This is a genomic window from Roseisalinus antarcticus (genome assembly GCF_900172355.1).
In the GTDB taxonomy this organism is placed as follows: domain Bacteria; phylum Pseudomonadota; class Alphaproteobacteria; order Rhodobacterales; family Rhodobacteraceae; genus Oceanicola; species Oceanicola antarcticus_A.
Genome location: NZ_FWFZ01000006.1, coordinates 94,097 through 109,010 on the forward strand (window position 1 = coordinate 94,097; position 14,914 = coordinate 109,010).

The window sequence follows — 14,914 nt, forward strand, 5'->3', positions numbered from 1 at the left end:
ACGACATGCCAGAGATCTCAATGAACCGCGCCCGCACGATCATCCGCAAGGCGCTGGCCTATGGCCGCGAGAACGGGCTGAAGCCGCTGTCCGTGGCGGTGCTGGATTCGGGCGGCAACCTGAAGGCGTTCGAGCGTGACGACGGCGCTGGCCCCGGGCCGCTATGCCATCGCGCAGGGCAAGGCCTACGGCGCCGTGATGCTCGGGATGCCGGGCAGCGCCCAGATGGCCCGGGCCGAGAGCCAGGCCTATTTCATCGCCTGCGCCAACGGGGCGCTGGGCGGCCAGATGATCCCGGTGCCGGGCGGGGTGCTGATCAAGGACAAGAAGGGCGCCGTCATGGGCGCCGTGGGCGTCACCGGCGACAGCTCGGACAACGACGCGGCCGCCGCGATGGCCGGGGTCGAGGCGACCGGGCTGACCGGCGAGGCCTGAGCCCGCGCGGGGCGGGACGCACCCGGGTAGGGGCGCCCCCGTTGCCGCAAGAATGGTCGGGGCGGCCCCGTGCCGCAATGATGCGAGGCTCTGGCCCGGCCCGAGGCCTGCCCGCCCGGCGGGCCGGTGCCAGACCGCGCGGCGACCCGAACGATTTTCGCTGCCTTGATGCCTAGGCGAGGCCCATCTGCCGGCGGCCCAGCGGCGTGAGGTCGTCCAGCGTGGCCCGGCCCTCGAAATCCACCTCGTAATCCTCGGGCGCGAAATCGGGCGAGGACTTGCCCGCAAGAAAGGCCTGGGCCTGCCGCGCGGCAAAGGCGCGGTTCTTCCTGCAATCGGGCGAGGCGCCTATGTAGATCACGTTCGCCCAGCTCTCGCTGGTGTTGGCGCCCTCGACCGCGTGGATCACGTCGGTGTGCCACCAGACCGTGTCGCCGGGATTGACGGTGGGGATCGTGACCAGCCCCTCCAGCAACTCGGCGTGGTATTCGGGGCCGGCCCCAAGCGCACGGCCCGGCGCGGCGCCGCAGAGGTCATCCCCGGCCACGTCGTCCTGCAGGGCCCGCAACAGCATCCACGGCATCGACAGCGTCGTCGGCACAAGCTGCAAGGTGCCGCCGCCCGGCCCCTGTTCGGTCAGCCCGGTCCAGCCCTGAAACGTCCGGAACATGGAGCCGACCGCCGGGCTCTCGTATTCGCGGACCTGGGTGCGGAAGGTGGCCTTCCATGGATCGTAGTCTTCCCAGGCGCCCTCGAACACGGGCGCATAGACCGCCTGATAGGCCGGGTCGAGCCAGCGCTCGTAGGATCCGGCGTCCATGTGCGGCGACAGCCCCAGCGTCGTGTCGCCGGGCCGCCTGCGGCGGGTGCGGTCGGCATAGACCAGGTCGAGGTCGGGGTCGAACTCCGGCCCCATCGGCCCGTCGATGGACCAGAGCCGGTTGAGGAACCGCTTGGTCTCGGCCATCGCCGGGTCCTGGCGGGCGTCGATCTGGGGCCGCGACCAGTAGAGGCCGAAGATCTGCGGCACCGCGTCCTCGAGCTGCGAGAAATACTTGTCGAGCCCGGCCTTCTGCTTGGCTTTGGTGAAATAGTCGTTGGCCTCGATATAGGCGCCCATCTCGGCGTCCCAGCGCTCGGCCCGGGCCCGGCCGAAGACGCCGCGCACGATCACGCAGCCCTTGCGCCGGATCTCGTCGACCGCGCCGGCGGACACGCTGGCCGAGGCGATGTCGGCGTGGCGCAGCTCTGGGATGGCGCTGCCGCCGCGGGCGATCTCTTCGTGCAGATCCCCGATCGCCGCCCGGGTCGCGGCGCGAAGCCGCGCGAAGGACGCGGCCACGTCCGACCGGGCCCGCAGCCGCGCCTTTGTGGCCGAGATATAGGGTTTGGGGTCAAACACCATGGCGCAGTCTCCTCCCTGATCCCGCTGCGGGAAACCGGAGCATTGTTGCCGCCACGGGTCAAATGGTATCGTCCTGCCCGTCATTGCGGCATGTGCGTCAGCCGCGCCCGCACCCTGCGCCCGGTTCCCTTTTCACCAGGCGCCCGGCAGGCTATCTGACGACAAAGGATTGGATATCTACATGGCTCGCCCGGTTATCGGCATTGTCGGCAACTTCTTCCTGATCAACGACCGCTACGCGACCCATTCGGCGGGGCGGATGAACAGCGACGCGATCGCCGAGGTCTCCGACTGCATCCCGCTCATCATCCCGTCGGATCCGCGGCTGGCTTCGGTCGAGGAGCTGCTGGAGGTCTGCGACGGCATCCTGCTGACCGGGGGGCGCGCCAACGTCCATCCCGAGGAATACGGCGAGGAGCCGACCGAGGCGCACGGCACCTTCGACCGCGAGCGCGACGCGGTTGCCCTGTCGCTCGTCCGGGGCTGTGTCGCCCGGGGCCAGCCATTCCTGGGCGTCTGCCGCGGCTTTCAGGAGGTGAACGTGGCCATGGGCGGGTCGCTCTATCCCGAGATCCGCGACCTGCCGGGGCGGATGAACCACCGGATGCCGCCCGAGGGCACGCTCGAAGAGCAATTCGCCATCCGCCACCGGGTCACCGTGGGCGAGGGCGGGCCCTTCCACCGCATCTTCGGCGCGACCGAGGTGATGACGAACACCCTGCACGGGCAGGGGATCAAGGCGCCCGGACCGCGGGTGGTCATCGACGGGCATGCCGACGACGGCACCCCGGAGGCGCTTTTTATCGAGGGTGCGCCGGGCTTTGCCCTCGCGGTCCAATGGCATCCGGAATGGCAGGCCGCCATGGATCCGGTGTCGCAGCCCCTCTTTCGGGCGTTCGGCGATGCCGCGCGGGCCTGGGCCGGCCGCGGCCGGGAAACCCTGCGGGCGGCGGGCTAGGCCCGCGTCAGCGCCCGGCCTGGGCGGCGATGTCCCGCGCGATCAGATCCTTGTAGAGGGCGCGGATCCTTTCCGTGACGGGCCGGGCCCTGTCGTCGACGGGTTTGCCGTCGATCGAGGCGACAGGAGTCTGGGCGCCGAAGGTGCCGGTCAGGAAGGCCTCGTCCGCGCCGTAGGCCTCATAGAGCGAGAAGTTCTTTTCGAATACCGGAATGCCGTTGTCGCGGCAGAGCTGGATGACCTTGGCCCGGGTCACCCCGTTCATGCAGTAATCGCCGGTGGAGGTCCAAACCTCGCCCCTGCGGACGATGAAGAAATTGCAGGCGTTGGTCGTGTTCACGAAGCCCAGGGGGTCGAGCATCAGCCCCTCGTCCGCCCCGGCCTGTTCGGCCTGCAGGCAGGCGATGACGCAATTGAGCTTGGAATGGCTGTTGAACTTGGGGTCCTGGCTTGTGGGCAGGCCGCGCACCTGCGGCACCGTGGCCAGCCGGATGCCCTTGGCCTGGAGCGTCGCGACCGGGCGCGAATGCTCGAGGATGATGACCAGGGTCGGGCCCGAGCGGCTGAGAGCCGGGTGCTGGAACGGCTTGGACTTGATCCCGCGGGTCAGCATCAGCCGGCAATGCACGTCGGTGACCATGCCGTTGGCCTCGGCGGTGCGGGTGAGCGCGTCGAGGATGCCGGCGCGGTCCATCCCGACCTCCAGGCTGACCGCCTTGCAGGAGTCGAAGAACCGATCCATGTGGTCGTCGAAGAAGGCCCAGTGGCCATCGTGGAGCCGCATCCCCTCCCACATGCCGTCGCCGAGCAGGAAGCCGCTGTCGTAGACCGAGACCTTTGCCTCGTCGCGGTGGACGATCTCGCCATTCACGTAGATCCGGATATCGCGGTTGCGCGGATCGTCGTCCGCGTCGTGGGTCGTGGGGGCGGCGTCGGCTGAATGCATCTGTGTCGGCTCTTGTTGCTGGGACGTGCGCCCCGGGGGGCGCTGCCCCCCCTTGGCCCTGGCGGGCCAATTCCCCCCCGGGATATTGCCGAGGCAATGAAGGTGCGGGCTGGGGGGGGGGCTGCGCCTGTCAGACCCGGGGCTTAGCCGCCGCCGAAGACGGTCGACAGGATCGAATCGGGTTCTGTGGGCGTCGGCACGTCGATCGGCGGATCGACCCCGCCGAATTGCGAGGCGGCGCTTCCGGGCAGGGCGGAGAGATAGACGTTCACCGCGTCGAGGACGGTCGCGACCGGCGTGCCCTGGCAGAAATCCACGATGTAGCCGGCGACCTCGGGGGCGTCGGCCGGCGTGGGGTGGGCGACCTGGGGGTTGTCGTCGACGAAATCCTCCCATTTCCCGAAGGCCCAGCGGGTCGCCTCGTAGATCGGTCCGGTCGAGGCGGTCTGGACGATCGTCGTGCAGCGGATGTTGCCGCCGTTTCCGGGCGGCGAATAGGCCGGGTCGGGCGTGTCGTAGCCTTGTGCGGCCGGGTCGAGCACCAGCGGCAGCAGTGCCGGGGCGTTGGACGAGGGCACGCCGTCCGAACAGGCCGCGAGAAGGGCGGCGGTCAGCGACAGGGAGACGATGGGTATTGCTCTTCGCATTGGGCTGGGGCCATTGTTGCTTCGGAATTTTCCGGAAGGTGCCCCATGAAACGCTCCAAGATCAATCAGATCATGGCCGAAGCCGACGAGATGATCCGAGGGCACGGCTTTGCGCTGCCCCCGTTCGCCTATTGGTCCCCGGATGCCTTCCTGGCCCAGGCGGCCGCCGCGCGGCATGTGATCGACGCCCGCTGCGGCTGGGACATCACCGATTACGGCGCCGGGCGTTATGACGAGATGGGCCTGTTCCTGTTCACCCTGCGCAACGGGCGGCTGGACGATCTGCTGCGCGGGCAGGGCATGTGCTATGCCGAGAAGCTGTTGATTTCAAAGCAGGATCAGCTGTCGCCCATGCATACTCACGTGATCAAGGCCGAGGACATCATCAACCGCGGCGGGGCCACGCTGGTGATCGAGCTTTTCGGGTCCGACGACGACGGCAACTTTGCCACGGACCGGGGCGGCCGGGTGATGTGCGACGGGGTCGAGCGGGCCTATGCCCCCGGCGAAAAGCTGCGGTTTGCCCCGGGCGAAAGTGTGACATTGATGCCGGGAGACTGGCACGCGTTCTGGGGCGATGGCGGCGACGTGCTGATCGGCGAGGTCTCGACCGTCAACGACGACGAGACCGACAACTTTTTCCGCGAGCCGATCGGCCGCTTTTCGCAGATCGAGGAGGACGAGCCGCCGACTCACCTGCTGGTCAGCGACTACGCGACCTGGCTGGGCTGATGGGGCTGGGCTGATGGGGCTGGGCCTGATCACCCTGGTGGTGCCGGATTACGACCCTGCGATCGACTACTTCACCCGTGCGCTGGGGTTCGAGCTGGTCGAGGATTCGCCGGCCGTCAGCTCTCGGGATCCCGGCCGCGAGAAGCGCTGGGTCGTGGTCAGGCCGCCCGGTGCGGGGGCCGCGCTGCTGCTGGCGCGGGCCGACAGCAAGGCCGAGCGCGCCCGGATCGGCGACCAGACCGGCGGGCGCGTGGGCTTTTTCATGGAAACTGACGATTTCGCCCGGGATCACGCGCATATGCTGGCCGAGGGCGTCGCCTTCCTGGAGGAGCCGCGGGTGGCGCCGTATGGCACGGTGGCCGTGTTCCGCGACATCTGCGGCAACCTCTGGGACCTGATCGAGCGGCGCTGACCGGTTCAGGTGACGGCCGCGCGTTGGCGGAAGGCCGGCGTGTCCCACAGGGATGTCTCCATGATCTCGCCCAGCACCGCCACCGCGCGGTCGATGTCGCCCTCGTCGAGATAGAGCGGCGTGATGCCGAATCGCATGATGTCGGGGGCGCGGAAATCGCCGACCACCCCGCGCGAGATCGCGGCCTGCATCGCGGCGTAGCCCTCGGCGAACCGGAACGACACCTGGCTGCCGCGCTGGGCGGGGTCGCGGGGCGAGGCGAGCGTCAGGGCGGGGCAGGCGGCCTCCACCCCCGCGATGAAGCGGTCGGACAGCTGGATGGAGCGGGCCCGGACCTCGGCCATCGTGACCATGTCGTAGATGTCGAGGGCGGCGTCGAGCGCGGCGAGCTGGATGATCGGGGGCGTGCCCACGCGCATGCGCTCGATTCCCGCGCCGGGCCGGTAGCCCAGGTCGAAATCGAACGGCGCCGCGTGCCCCAGCCAGCCCGAAAGCGCCGGCACCGCCTGGTTGGCGAAGCGGGGGGCCACGTGGATGAAGGCCGGCGCCCCCGGCCCGCCGTTGAGATACTTGTAAGTGCAGCCCACCGCGAAATCGGCGTCGCCCGCGGTCACGTCGACCTCGAGTGCGCCGGCCGAATGGGCGAGATCCCAGATCGCCAGCGCGCCGGCCGCATGGGCACGGGCGGTCAGGGCGGGCATGTCGTGCCGGCGGCCGGTGCGGTAATCCACCTCGGTCAGCATGAGCACGGCGACCTCTTCGGTGATCGCCCCGGCGACGTCCTCGGGGGGGACCACCCGCAATTCCAGGCCCTGGCCGAGCATCTTGACCAGCCCTTCGGCCATGTAGAGATCGGAGGGGAAGTTGCCGCTGTCGGACAGGATCACCTTTCGGTCCGGCCGCAGCGCCAGCGCCGAGGCCAACGCCTGGTAGACCTTGACCGACAGCGTGTCGCCGAGGACCGTGGTGCCGGGCGGCGCCCCGATCAGCCGGCCGATCCGGTCGCCGATGCGCAGGGGCGAGGCCATCCAGCCGGCGCGATTCCAGCCGGTGATGACCAGTTCGCCCCATTCCTCGCTCAGCATCGATTCGACCCGTCGGGGCACGGATTTCGGCAGGGGCCCCAGTGAGTTGCCGTCGAGATAGGTGATCGCATCGGGCAGGTGAAACAGCGCCTTGGTGGCGGCGAAATCGGTCATGGGGGGCTCCTTGAGGTCGGGGGCGACCCTATTTCCCCGGACGCCGGGCGCAAGGGGGTCGCCCGGACGCCGGGCGCAAGGGGGTCGACAGCCGCGGGGCCGCGTGGTTCGGTCGGCACGCGAAGGAGCTGCCTATGCCGAAGATGCCGCTTTGGAAATGGATCGACATACCGCCGGTCTGGCTGCTGGCGCATCTGTTGGGCGCCTGGCAGATCCGGCAGTTGTCGCTGCCGGGTTTCGGTGGGCCATGGGCGGATTTCGCGGGCGGGCTGCTGGTCGGCGGCGGGCTGATCCTGATGGGGCTCGCGCTGATCGAGCTGCGCAAGGGACAGACGACTCCGATCCCGCACCAGCAGGCCGACCACCTGGTGCAGACAGGTATCTACCGTCGCAGCCGCAATCCGATCTACCTCGGCGACGCGCTGCTGCTGACGGGGGTGATCCTCTACTGGGGCGTCGCCCCGGCGCTGTTGCTGGTGCCGCTATTCGTTACGATCATCACGCGGCGCTTCATCCTGCCCGAGGAAGACGCGCTGCGGCGCAAGTTCCGCAAGGAGTTCTTTCGCTACACCCAGCGCACCAGGCGCTGGATCTGAGGGGCGATCCGGCTGTCAAGTCACGCACATAGGTTGTGCAATCGTTCGCACAGCCCTTGTGAAACATTCTGTCGCACTATACTCCGTTCTGACGTCTAGAAGATGTGAGGGGGATGACCGTGAAAATCGGCGCACCGAAGGAAATCATGCCTGGCGAAGCGCGGGTGGCCATGACGCCAGCCTCGGCCAAGGAACTTCAGAAGCTCGGACATGAATGCATGATCGAGGCGGGCGCGGGGATGCGCGCCGGCTTTACCGACACGGCCTATTCCGAGGCCGGGGTCGAGGTCGTGGACAGCGCCGATTCGCTCTGGTCCGCCGCGGAGGTGGTCGCCAAGGTGCGCCCGCCCACGGATGAAGAGGCCGCGAAGCTGCGCGAGGGCCAGCTTCTGATCTCGTTCTTCTGGCCCGCCCAGAACGAAGCGCTGATGGAAAAGGCCAAGGACGCCGGCGCGTCGGTCATCGCCATGGACATGGTGCCGCGCATCAGCCGCGCCCAGAAGATGGACGCGCTGTCGTCGATGGCCAATATCGCGGGCTACCGCGCCGTCATCGAGGCCGGCAACAACTTCGGCCGGTTCTTCACCGGCCAGGTCACCGCCGCGGGCAAGGTTCCGCCGGCCACGGTGCTGATCGTGGGCGCGGGTGTCGCCGGCCTTGCCGCGATCGGCACCTCGACCTCGCTGGGCGCGATTACCTATGCCTTCGACGTACGCCCCGAAGTGGCCGAGCAGATCGAGAGCATGGGCGCCGAATTCGTCTTTCTCGACTTCGATGAGAGCTCGCAAGACGGCTCCGCCACCGGCGGCTATGCCGCGCCTTCAAGCCCCGAATTTCAGGAAAAACAGCTTGAGAAGTTCCGAGAGCTTGCCCCGGACATCGACATCGTCATCACCACGGCCCTGATCCCGGGCCGGCCTGCGCCCAAGCTCTGGACCAAGGACATGGTCGAGATGATGAAGCCGGGCTCGGTCGTCATCGACCTTGCGGCCGAGCGCGGCGGCAATTGCGAGCTGACCGTGATGGACGAGAAGATCGTCAGCGAGAACGGCGTGACCATCGTCGGCTACACCGATTTCCCCAGCCGGATGTCGACGCAGAGCTCCACGCTCTATGCCACCAACATCCGCCACATGATGACCGACCTCACGCCGGACAAGGACGGCGTCATCAACCAGAACATGGAAGATGACGTGATCCGCGGCGCCACGGTCGTCCATGCCCGAGAGATCACTTTCCCGCCGCCGCCACCCAAGGTGAAGGCGATCGCGGCGGCCCCGAAGAAGGACAAGCCCAAGGAGCTGACGCCGGAAGAGAAACGCGCCCAGGAAGTGGCCGCGTTCAAGGCGCAGACCCGAAGCCAGGTGACATTGCTGGCTGTCGGCGGGGCGTTGCTGCTGTTGCTTGGGCTCTACGCGCCCGCCAGCTTCATGCAGCATTTCATCGTCTTCGTGCTGGCGATCTTCGTGGGGTTCCAGGTGATCTGGGGCGTCGCCCATTCACTGCACACGCCGCTCATGGCCGTGACCAACGGTATCTCGTCGATCATCATCGTCGGCGCCCTGATGCAGATCGGATCGGGCAGCTGGCTGGTGGTCCTGCTGGCAGCGCTCAGCGTTTTCATGGCCGGGATCAACATCTTCGGCGGTTTCCTCGTGACACGGCGCATGCTTGCCATGTTCCAGAAATCCTAAGGGGCAGGGCTTATGGACTACGGATTCACCACCGCGGCCTATGTTGTCGCCGCCGTTCTCTTCATCCTGTCGCTGGGCGGGTTGTCCAACCAGGAAAGCGCCAAGCGAGCCGTCTGGTACGGGATCGCCGGCATGGCGCTGGCCGTCGTCGCCACGCTGGCGGGACCCGGCTCGGGCTTCTGGCTGCTGTCCCTGATCCTGATCGCGGGGGGCGCCGTCATCGGCGTCACGCTGGCGCGGCGGGTTGAAATGACCCAGATGCCCGAACTCGTGGCGGGCATGCATGCGCTGGTCGGTCTTGCGGCGGTCTTCGTCGGTTTCAACGCCGACCTCATGATCGACCGCGCCCATCTGGCGAACGAGGCCGGGCCCGACGCGGTCGCCGCGCTCGGCGTGTTCGGACAGCTTGTCGCCAAGAAGACCATGGTCGAGATCAACATCCTGCGGGTCGAGCTCTTCCTCGGCGTCTTCATCGGGGCCGTGACCTTTACCGGTTCGGTGATCGCCTACGGCAAGCTGTCGGGGCGCGTCAGCTCGGCCGCCACCAAGCTGCCGGGCGGGCATTTGCTGAATGCGGCGGCTGCCGCGGCGGCGGTGCTCTGCCTCATCTGGTACATGGCCTCGGGCGGCACTCTCCCGCTGGTCCTGATGACGCTGGTTGCGCTCTTCATCGGCTACCACCTCATCATGGGGATCGGCGGTGCGGACATGCCCGTCGTGGTCTCGATGCTGAACAGCTATTCCGGCTGGGCCGCGGCGGCGATCGGCTTTTCGCTCGGCAATGACCTTCTCATCGTGGTCGGCGCGCTGGTGGGCTCTTCGGGTGCGATCCTCAGCTACATCATGTGCAAGGCGATGAACCGGTCGTTCGTCTCGGTGATCCTCGGCGGCTTCGGCAGTGCCGGCGGCCCCGCGCAGGAGATCGACGGCGAACAGATCGCCATCGACGCCGACGGCGTGGCCGGTGCGCTCGACGAGGCGGACAGCGTCATCATCATCCCGGGCTACGGCATGGCCGTCGCCCAGGCGCAGCAGAACGTGGCCGAGCTGACCCGGCGTCTGCGGGCCAAGGGCAAGCAGGTGCGCTTTGCCATCCACCCCGTCGCGGGCCGTCTGCCCGGGCACATGAACGTGCTGCTGGCCGAGGCGAAGGTCCCCTATGACATCGTCCTCGAGATGGACGAGATCAACGATGACTTCCCCGACACCGACGTGGCCATCGTCATCGGCTCCAACGACATCGTGAACCCGGCGGCGCAGGAGGATCCAAATTCCCCCATCGCCGGGATGCCGGTGCTGGAGTGCTGGAAGGCCAAGCAGGTGTTCGTCTCCAAGCGGGGGCAGGGCACCGGCTATTCCGGGATCGAGAACCCGCTGTTCTTCAAGGAGAACACCCGAATGTTCTACGGCGACGCGAAATCCTCGCTGCAGGAGCTTCTGAACCGGATCACCTGAGCCGCAGTCCACGCGGCAATCGTCCAACGCCCGCCCTTCGGCGGGCGTTGTGCGTTCCGGCCATGGGCGGGACCGTGCCGATTCCCTCGCCTCGCGCCAAAAGTTATCCACAGGCGCGTCCGGTGGGGTTAGGCTGTAGGGACAGGCAAACCGGACAAGAAGAGGCACATCATGCGCGCAGTCCTACTCTCCTCGATATTCACGCTCACCTTTCCGGCCGGCATGGCCCTGGCCCAGGACGATTCCGGCTGGGAGCTTCGGGCCGGGCTGACCCGGGCCTCGGCCTCGGTCTGCAGCACCGGCGGCGCCTGTTTCGGCGTGACCTGCGCCGGTGCTGCGGGCTGGACACCCGCCTGGTTCGTCGAGGTCGAGGCGATCTCGGACGCGCCGCCCGCCGACCCGATCCTGGCGATCCGCACCGAAGGCACCGCCAGCGAGCGCTTTGCGCTGACCTCGCTGAGCGAGGCGGCCGGCGGGGACGCGGTCATCAAGCGCTACGAGGGCCGGATCGTGTCGGACGACGACGCCTTGCTCTCGGCGCTTCAGTCGGGCGAGGGCGTCGTGGTCGATCCGGGCCGGGATTTCGCCCTGGCCGAGTTTTCCCTGCGCGGCTCGCGCTGGGCGGTCAGCGCGGCGCTGGATCTGTGCGACGAGGGCGGACCGGACGCGGCGCAGGCGGCCCCCGCGGAATAGGTCGCCGCGGGGCGCGGGCCTTGCTAGGATAGGGCCATGGAAAAAGTGACAGGCATTGGCGGCGTCTTCTTTCGGGCCGCCGCCCCGGCCACGCTCGCCGCGTGGTATCGGGATCATCTGGGCGTCGATCCGGTGTCCGAAACCGGCGCCTGGACGCAGACGGCCGGGCCGACCGTCTTTGCGCCGTTTTCGCAAGACACCACCTATTTCGGCGACCCGGCACAGGCCTTCATGATCAACTTTCGCGTGGCCGACCTTGCCGCGATGATCGCCCAGCTGGAGGCGGCCGGTATCACCGTCGAGACCCGCGCGGATTGGGACAGCCCCGAGATCGGCCGCTTCGCCCGCATCCACGACCCCGAAGGCAACCCGATCGAATTGTGGGAGCCCGCGGCCGGCGCCGGCGCCTAGCCCGCGCCATGCGCCGATTGAGTGTGGCGGGTCAGCCGCCGTCGTACCACCGCGTCCGGTAAAGGTCGAACCGCCGGTCGCGCAGGTTGCGGACAGAGCCCTGCGCCCGCGCCCAGCTGACGGTAGCCAGGTTCAGGTCGGCGACGATCAGCATCTCCACATTCTCCGACGCCTCGGCCGCGATGCCGTCACGGGCGAAGGGAAAGTCGCAGGGCGTCAGGATCGCCGCCTTGGAATACTGGATGTCGATGTTCGACACATTGTCCAGATTGCCGGTCATGCCGGAGGTCACCACATAGCACTGGTTCTCGATCGCGCGGGCCTGGCTGCAATAGCGCACCCGCAGGTGGCCGTGCACGGTGTCGGTATTCTGTGGCACGAAGAGGATCCGCGCCCCTTCGTCCGAAAGCCGGCGGGCAAGTTCCGGGAACTCGGCGTCATAGCAGACCATCACGCCGATCGGCCCGCAATCGGTGGGGATCACGTCGACCACGTCCCCGCCCTTGATGTTGAACGAGGCCCGTTCGTCCGGGGTGGGGTGGATCTTGTCCTGGGTGTGCACCGTGCCGTCGCGCAGGAAGACGTGGCAGACGTTGTAGATGTCGTCGCCGCGCTTCACCGGGTGGCTGCCGGCCACGATGTTGATGGCGCGGGCGATGGCCATGTCGCGCAGGCGGCTGATGAATTCCTCGGTGAAGGTGGTGGCCCGATCGATCGCCTCCAGCGGCGGCAGCTCGACCCCGTCGCAGGACAGAAGCTGCAGCGAGAAATACTCCGGCAGCAGCACGAAATCGGCCCCGTATTCCGAGGCGATGTTCACGAAGTAGTCGACGTTGCGGTAGAAATCCTCCGGGTCGGACAGCGTCGCGGCCTTCAGCTGGACCGAGGCCACCCGCACCTGTTCCGGATCGCGCCGGGTCAGGGGCTGGTCGTCGGCCCAGTCGCCCGCATGCGGGTTGCGCCAGACCATCAGCACCGCGTGCCCGCCCGAGGCCAGGTCCTCGGGGGCATAGTTCCTGAGCAGCAGCAGCGGCTCGAATCCCGCCTTGGCCTGGAACGACAGCACCGGGTCGCGCAGGTCGCCGTCGCGCACCGCCTCGAAATAGCTTTGCGGGTCGGGATGGGCCTTGCGCTGCCGGCGATAGCCCGGGATCCGGCCGCCGAAGGCAATGCCCTTCAACCCGCGCTCCAGGCAGAGCCGTTCGCGCGCCTGATAGAGCCGCTTGCCGATCCGCAGCCGGCGATGGTCGGGCGAGACCATGACCTCCATCCCGTAAAGCCAGTCGCCGCCCGCGAAGAACTGCGAGCCGTAGCCGCCGCCGGAGATCTCGTCCCACGTGTGCTGGCTCAGCGCCGTGCGCTCGCGCACCAGGGTCGAGGCGGCATAGCCCACGACGGTGCCGCCGTAGGTCGCAACGAACACGCCGTCGGGGAAGGCGTGGATCTGGCCCAGGATCTGGCCCCGGGTATAGGGCGGCTCTTCGGGATAGACCCGGGCAGACAGCGCGACGATACCGTCCACGTGGCTGAGGTCGGCGGCGATCACGTCAAGGCGGGGTTTTTGCTGCAAGAGCCTTCCTTTCCGGCGGTTTACCCCTTCTTTGCCATGAGATGGCAGGATGCAAGGGCGGGCTCGGGGGATCGCGGCGCTGTCACGGTCCGGTGACGGCGCGTGCGTTTTGTTTGAGTTGCACTCATTTCGTCATAGATACAGTGTCGATACACGGGCCGGGGTCGATCCCGACCAATCCATCAGAACCAGGAGACCCATCCGTGAAACCACAGGCGATTGCTCTTGCGACCACACGTGAAACCAGGGCGGCACGTGTGCGTGTCGCGCTGACCGGGCTGGCGATCGGCGCGGCCGTTGCGCTGACGCAGGCTCTTCCGGCCGAGGCGCAGGACCGGCCGATGTCCTTTGCCGACCTTGCCGAAATGGTCAGCCCCTCGGTGGTCAACATTACCACCTCCACCATGGTCTCGGGCCGGACCGGGCCCCAGGGCATCGTGCCCGAGGGGTCGCCGTTCGAGGATTTCTTCAACAACATGCCCGATGGCGACAGCCCGCGCCGGTCCTCGGCGCTTGGGTCCGGCTTCGTGATCTCGGCCGACGGTTATATCGTGACGAACAACCACGTGATCGAAGGCGCCGACGAGATCCTGATCGAGTTCTTCGACCGTGACACCGAGTGGCCGGCGGAGGTCGTCGGCACCGATCCCAACACCGACATCGCCCTGCTGAAGGTCGAAGTCCCCGAGGGCGAGACACTGTCCTTCGTCCAGTTCGGCGACAGCGACGGCGAGACCGCCGAAGTCGGCGACTGGGTCATGGCCATGGGCAACCCGCTGGGCCAGGGCTTCTCGGTCTCGGCCGGGATCATCTCGGCCCGCAACCGGGCGCTCTCGGGCACCTATGACGACTACATCCAGACCGATGCCGCGATCAACCGGGGCAATTCCGGCGGGCCGCTCTTCGACATGGACGGCGACGTGATCGGGGTGAACACCGCGATCCTGTCGCCCACCGGCGGCTCCATCGGGATCGGCTTCGCGATGTCCTCGGGCGTGGTGAACAACGTGGTCGAGCAGCTGGCCGAATTCGGCGAGACCCGCCGCGGTTGGCTCGGCGTGCGGATCCAGGACGTGACCCCGGACATGGTCGACGCGATCGACGGGCTGGCCGATGCCCAGGGCGCCCTCGTCACCGACGTGCCCCCGGGCCCGGCCGAGGATGCCGGAATGCTCTCGGGCGACGTGATCGTGGTGTTCGATGGCCAGGACGTGGCCGACACCCGCGAGTTGGTGCGCATCGTCGGCAACTCCCCCGTCGGAAAGGAGGTCGCCGTCGACGTCCTGCGCGAGGGCGAGATGACCGAATTGACGGTCGTTCTGGGCCGCCGCGAGACCGCAGAGGCCTCTATGCCCGCGCCGCAGGAGTCGCCGGAAGAGGCGATGCCGGAGGAAAGCGTCGTGCTCGGCCTGACCCTGTCGGAATCGAGCGATGAGCTGATGGAGCAATACGGGCTCGAGATCGAAGAGGGTCTTGTGATCACCGATATCGACCCGATGAGCGAAGCGGCGTCCAAGGGCCTTCTGCCCGGCGATGTCATCACCGAGGCCGGCCAGCAGCAGGTCGCCTCCGTGGACCAGTTCCGCGACCGGATCGACGAGGCGCGGGACGCCGGCCGCAAGTCGCTTCTGCTTCTGGTGCGCCGGGGCGGGGATCCGCGGTTCGTCGCCCTGTCGCTGGTCGAAGAGACGCCTGAGGCCGACGACGAGTAGGCCCCGGGGCTTGTTGGACGACAGAAGGGGCGCCTTGCGGCGCCCCTTT

14 protein-coding genes and 1 pseudogene are annotated in these 14,914 nt (G+C 67.8%); 10 read left to right on the forward strand and 5 right to left on the reverse strand.

From position 1 onward, the window contains the following. Positions 1-5: 5 nt before the first annotated feature. A pseudogene (locus ROA7023_RS07745) lies at positions 6-435 on the forward strand (GlcG/HbpS family heme-binding protein). A gap of 172 nt (positions 436-607) precedes the next feature. Here the strand turns inward: ROA7023_RS07745 and ROA7023_RS07750 are convergent. Further along, a complete protein-coding gene (locus ROA7023_RS07750) occupies positions 608-1,840 on the reverse strand; it encodes a YbiU family protein (RefSeq protein WP_085878449.1) in 1,233 nt (410 codons plus the stop codon). Between the two features lie 181 nt (positions 1,841-2,021). On the opposite strand from ROA7023_RS07750, the gene ROA7023_RS07755 reads away from it, so the two are divergent. After that, positions 2,022-2,798, forward strand: a complete 777-nt coding sequence (locus ROA7023_RS07755; protein ID WP_085878543.1) for a gamma-glutamyl-gamma-aminobutyrate hydrolase family protein — start codon at positions 2,022-2,024, stop codon at positions 2,796-2,798. A 7-nt stretch (positions 2,799-2,805) separates the two neighbouring features. On the opposite strand, the gene ROA7023_RS07760 is transcribed toward ROA7023_RS07755, so the two are convergent. Beyond that, a complete protein-coding gene (locus ROA7023_RS07760; RefSeq protein ID WP_085878450.1) occupies positions 2,806-3,744 on the reverse strand; it encodes an aminotransferase class IV in 939 nt (312 codons plus the stop codon). 143 nt (positions 3,745-3,887) lie between these two features. After that, positions 3,888-4,391 carry a hypothetical protein gene (locus tag ROA7023_RS07765; protein WP_085878451.1) on the reverse strand — a complete coding sequence of 168 codons (504 nt, stop codon included), beginning with the start codon at positions 4,389-4,391 and terminating at the stop codon, positions 3,888-3,890. 45 nt (positions 4,392-4,436) lie between these two features. Here ROA7023_RS07765 and ROA7023_RS07770 point away from each other — a divergent pair, with 45 nt between their 5' ends. Beyond that, a complete protein-coding gene (locus ROA7023_RS07770) occupies positions 4,437-5,123 on the forward strand; it encodes a D-lyxose/D-mannose family sugar isomerase (RefSeq protein WP_085878452.1) in 687 nt (228 codons plus the stop codon). A gap of 13 nt (positions 5,124-5,136) precedes the next feature. Further along, positions 5,137-5,535 (forward strand): VOC family protein, encoded by a 399-nt coding sequence (locus tag ROA7023_RS07775; protein WP_085878453.1) that lies wholly within the window; start codon positions 5,137-5,139, stop codon positions 5,533-5,535. A 5-nt stretch (positions 5,536-5,540) separates the two neighbouring features. Here ROA7023_RS07775 and kynU read toward each other — a convergent pair whose 3' ends face one another. Then, positions 5,541-6,734, reverse strand: coding sequence for a kynureninase (kynU, locus tag ROA7023_RS07780; RefSeq protein WP_085878454.1), 1,194 nt, complete (start codon positions 6,732-6,734; stop codon positions 5,541-5,543). Between the two features lie 134 nt (positions 6,735-6,868). Between kynU and ROA7023_RS07785 the strand changes: the two genes are divergently transcribed. From ROA7023_RS07785 to ROA7023_RS07805, 5 genes are all read left to right on the forward strand, one after another. Further along, the gene (locus ROA7023_RS07785) at positions 6,869-7,330 is read left to right on the forward strand and encodes a methyltransferase family protein (protein WP_234992087.1); all 462 of its coding nucleotides are present in this window, start codon (positions 6,869-6,871) and stop codon (positions 7,328-7,330) included. A 119-nt stretch (positions 7,331-7,449) separates the two neighbouring features. Beyond that, a complete protein-coding gene (locus ROA7023_RS07790) occupies positions 7,450-9,024 on the forward strand; it encodes a Re/Si-specific NAD(P)(+) transhydrogenase subunit alpha (RefSeq protein WP_085878545.1) in 1,575 nt (524 codons plus the stop codon). A gap of 12 nt (positions 9,025-9,036) precedes the next feature. Then, the gene (locus tag ROA7023_RS07795) at positions 9,037-10,479 is read left to right on the forward strand and encodes an NAD(P)(+) transhydrogenase (Re/Si-specific) subunit beta (RefSeq protein ID WP_085878455.1); all 1,443 of its coding nucleotides are present in this window, start codon (positions 9,037-9,039) and stop codon (positions 10,477-10,479) included. A gap of 171 nt (positions 10,480-10,650) precedes the next feature. Continuing rightward, positions 10,651-11,172, forward strand: coding sequence for a hypothetical protein (locus ROA7023_RS07800; protein WP_085878456.1), 522 nt, complete (start codon positions 10,651-10,653; stop codon positions 11,170-11,172). 36 nt (positions 11,173-11,208) lie between these two features. Next, positions 11,209-11,583 (forward strand): VOC family protein, encoded by a 375-nt coding sequence (locus tag ROA7023_RS07805; protein WP_085878457.1) that lies wholly within the window; start codon positions 11,209-11,211, stop codon positions 11,581-11,583. Between the two features lie 31 nt (positions 11,584-11,614). Here the strand turns inward: ROA7023_RS07805 and ROA7023_RS07810 are convergent, their stop codons facing one another. After that, complete coding sequence (locus ROA7023_RS07810) at positions 11,615-13,153, reverse strand: bifunctional GNAT family N-acetyltransferase/carbon-nitrogen hydrolase family protein (RefSeq protein ID WP_085878458.1); 1,539 nt, start codon at positions 13,151-13,153, stop codon at positions 11,615-11,617. 203 nt (positions 13,154-13,356) lie between these two features. On the opposite strand from ROA7023_RS07810, the gene ROA7023_RS07815 reads away from it, so the two are divergent. Then, positions 13,357-14,865 (forward strand): Do family serine endopeptidase, encoded by a 1,509-nt coding sequence (locus ROA7023_RS07815; RefSeq protein WP_234992089.1) that lies wholly within the window; start codon positions 13,357-13,359, stop codon positions 14,863-14,865. Positions 14,866-14,914: the final 49 nt, after the last annotated feature.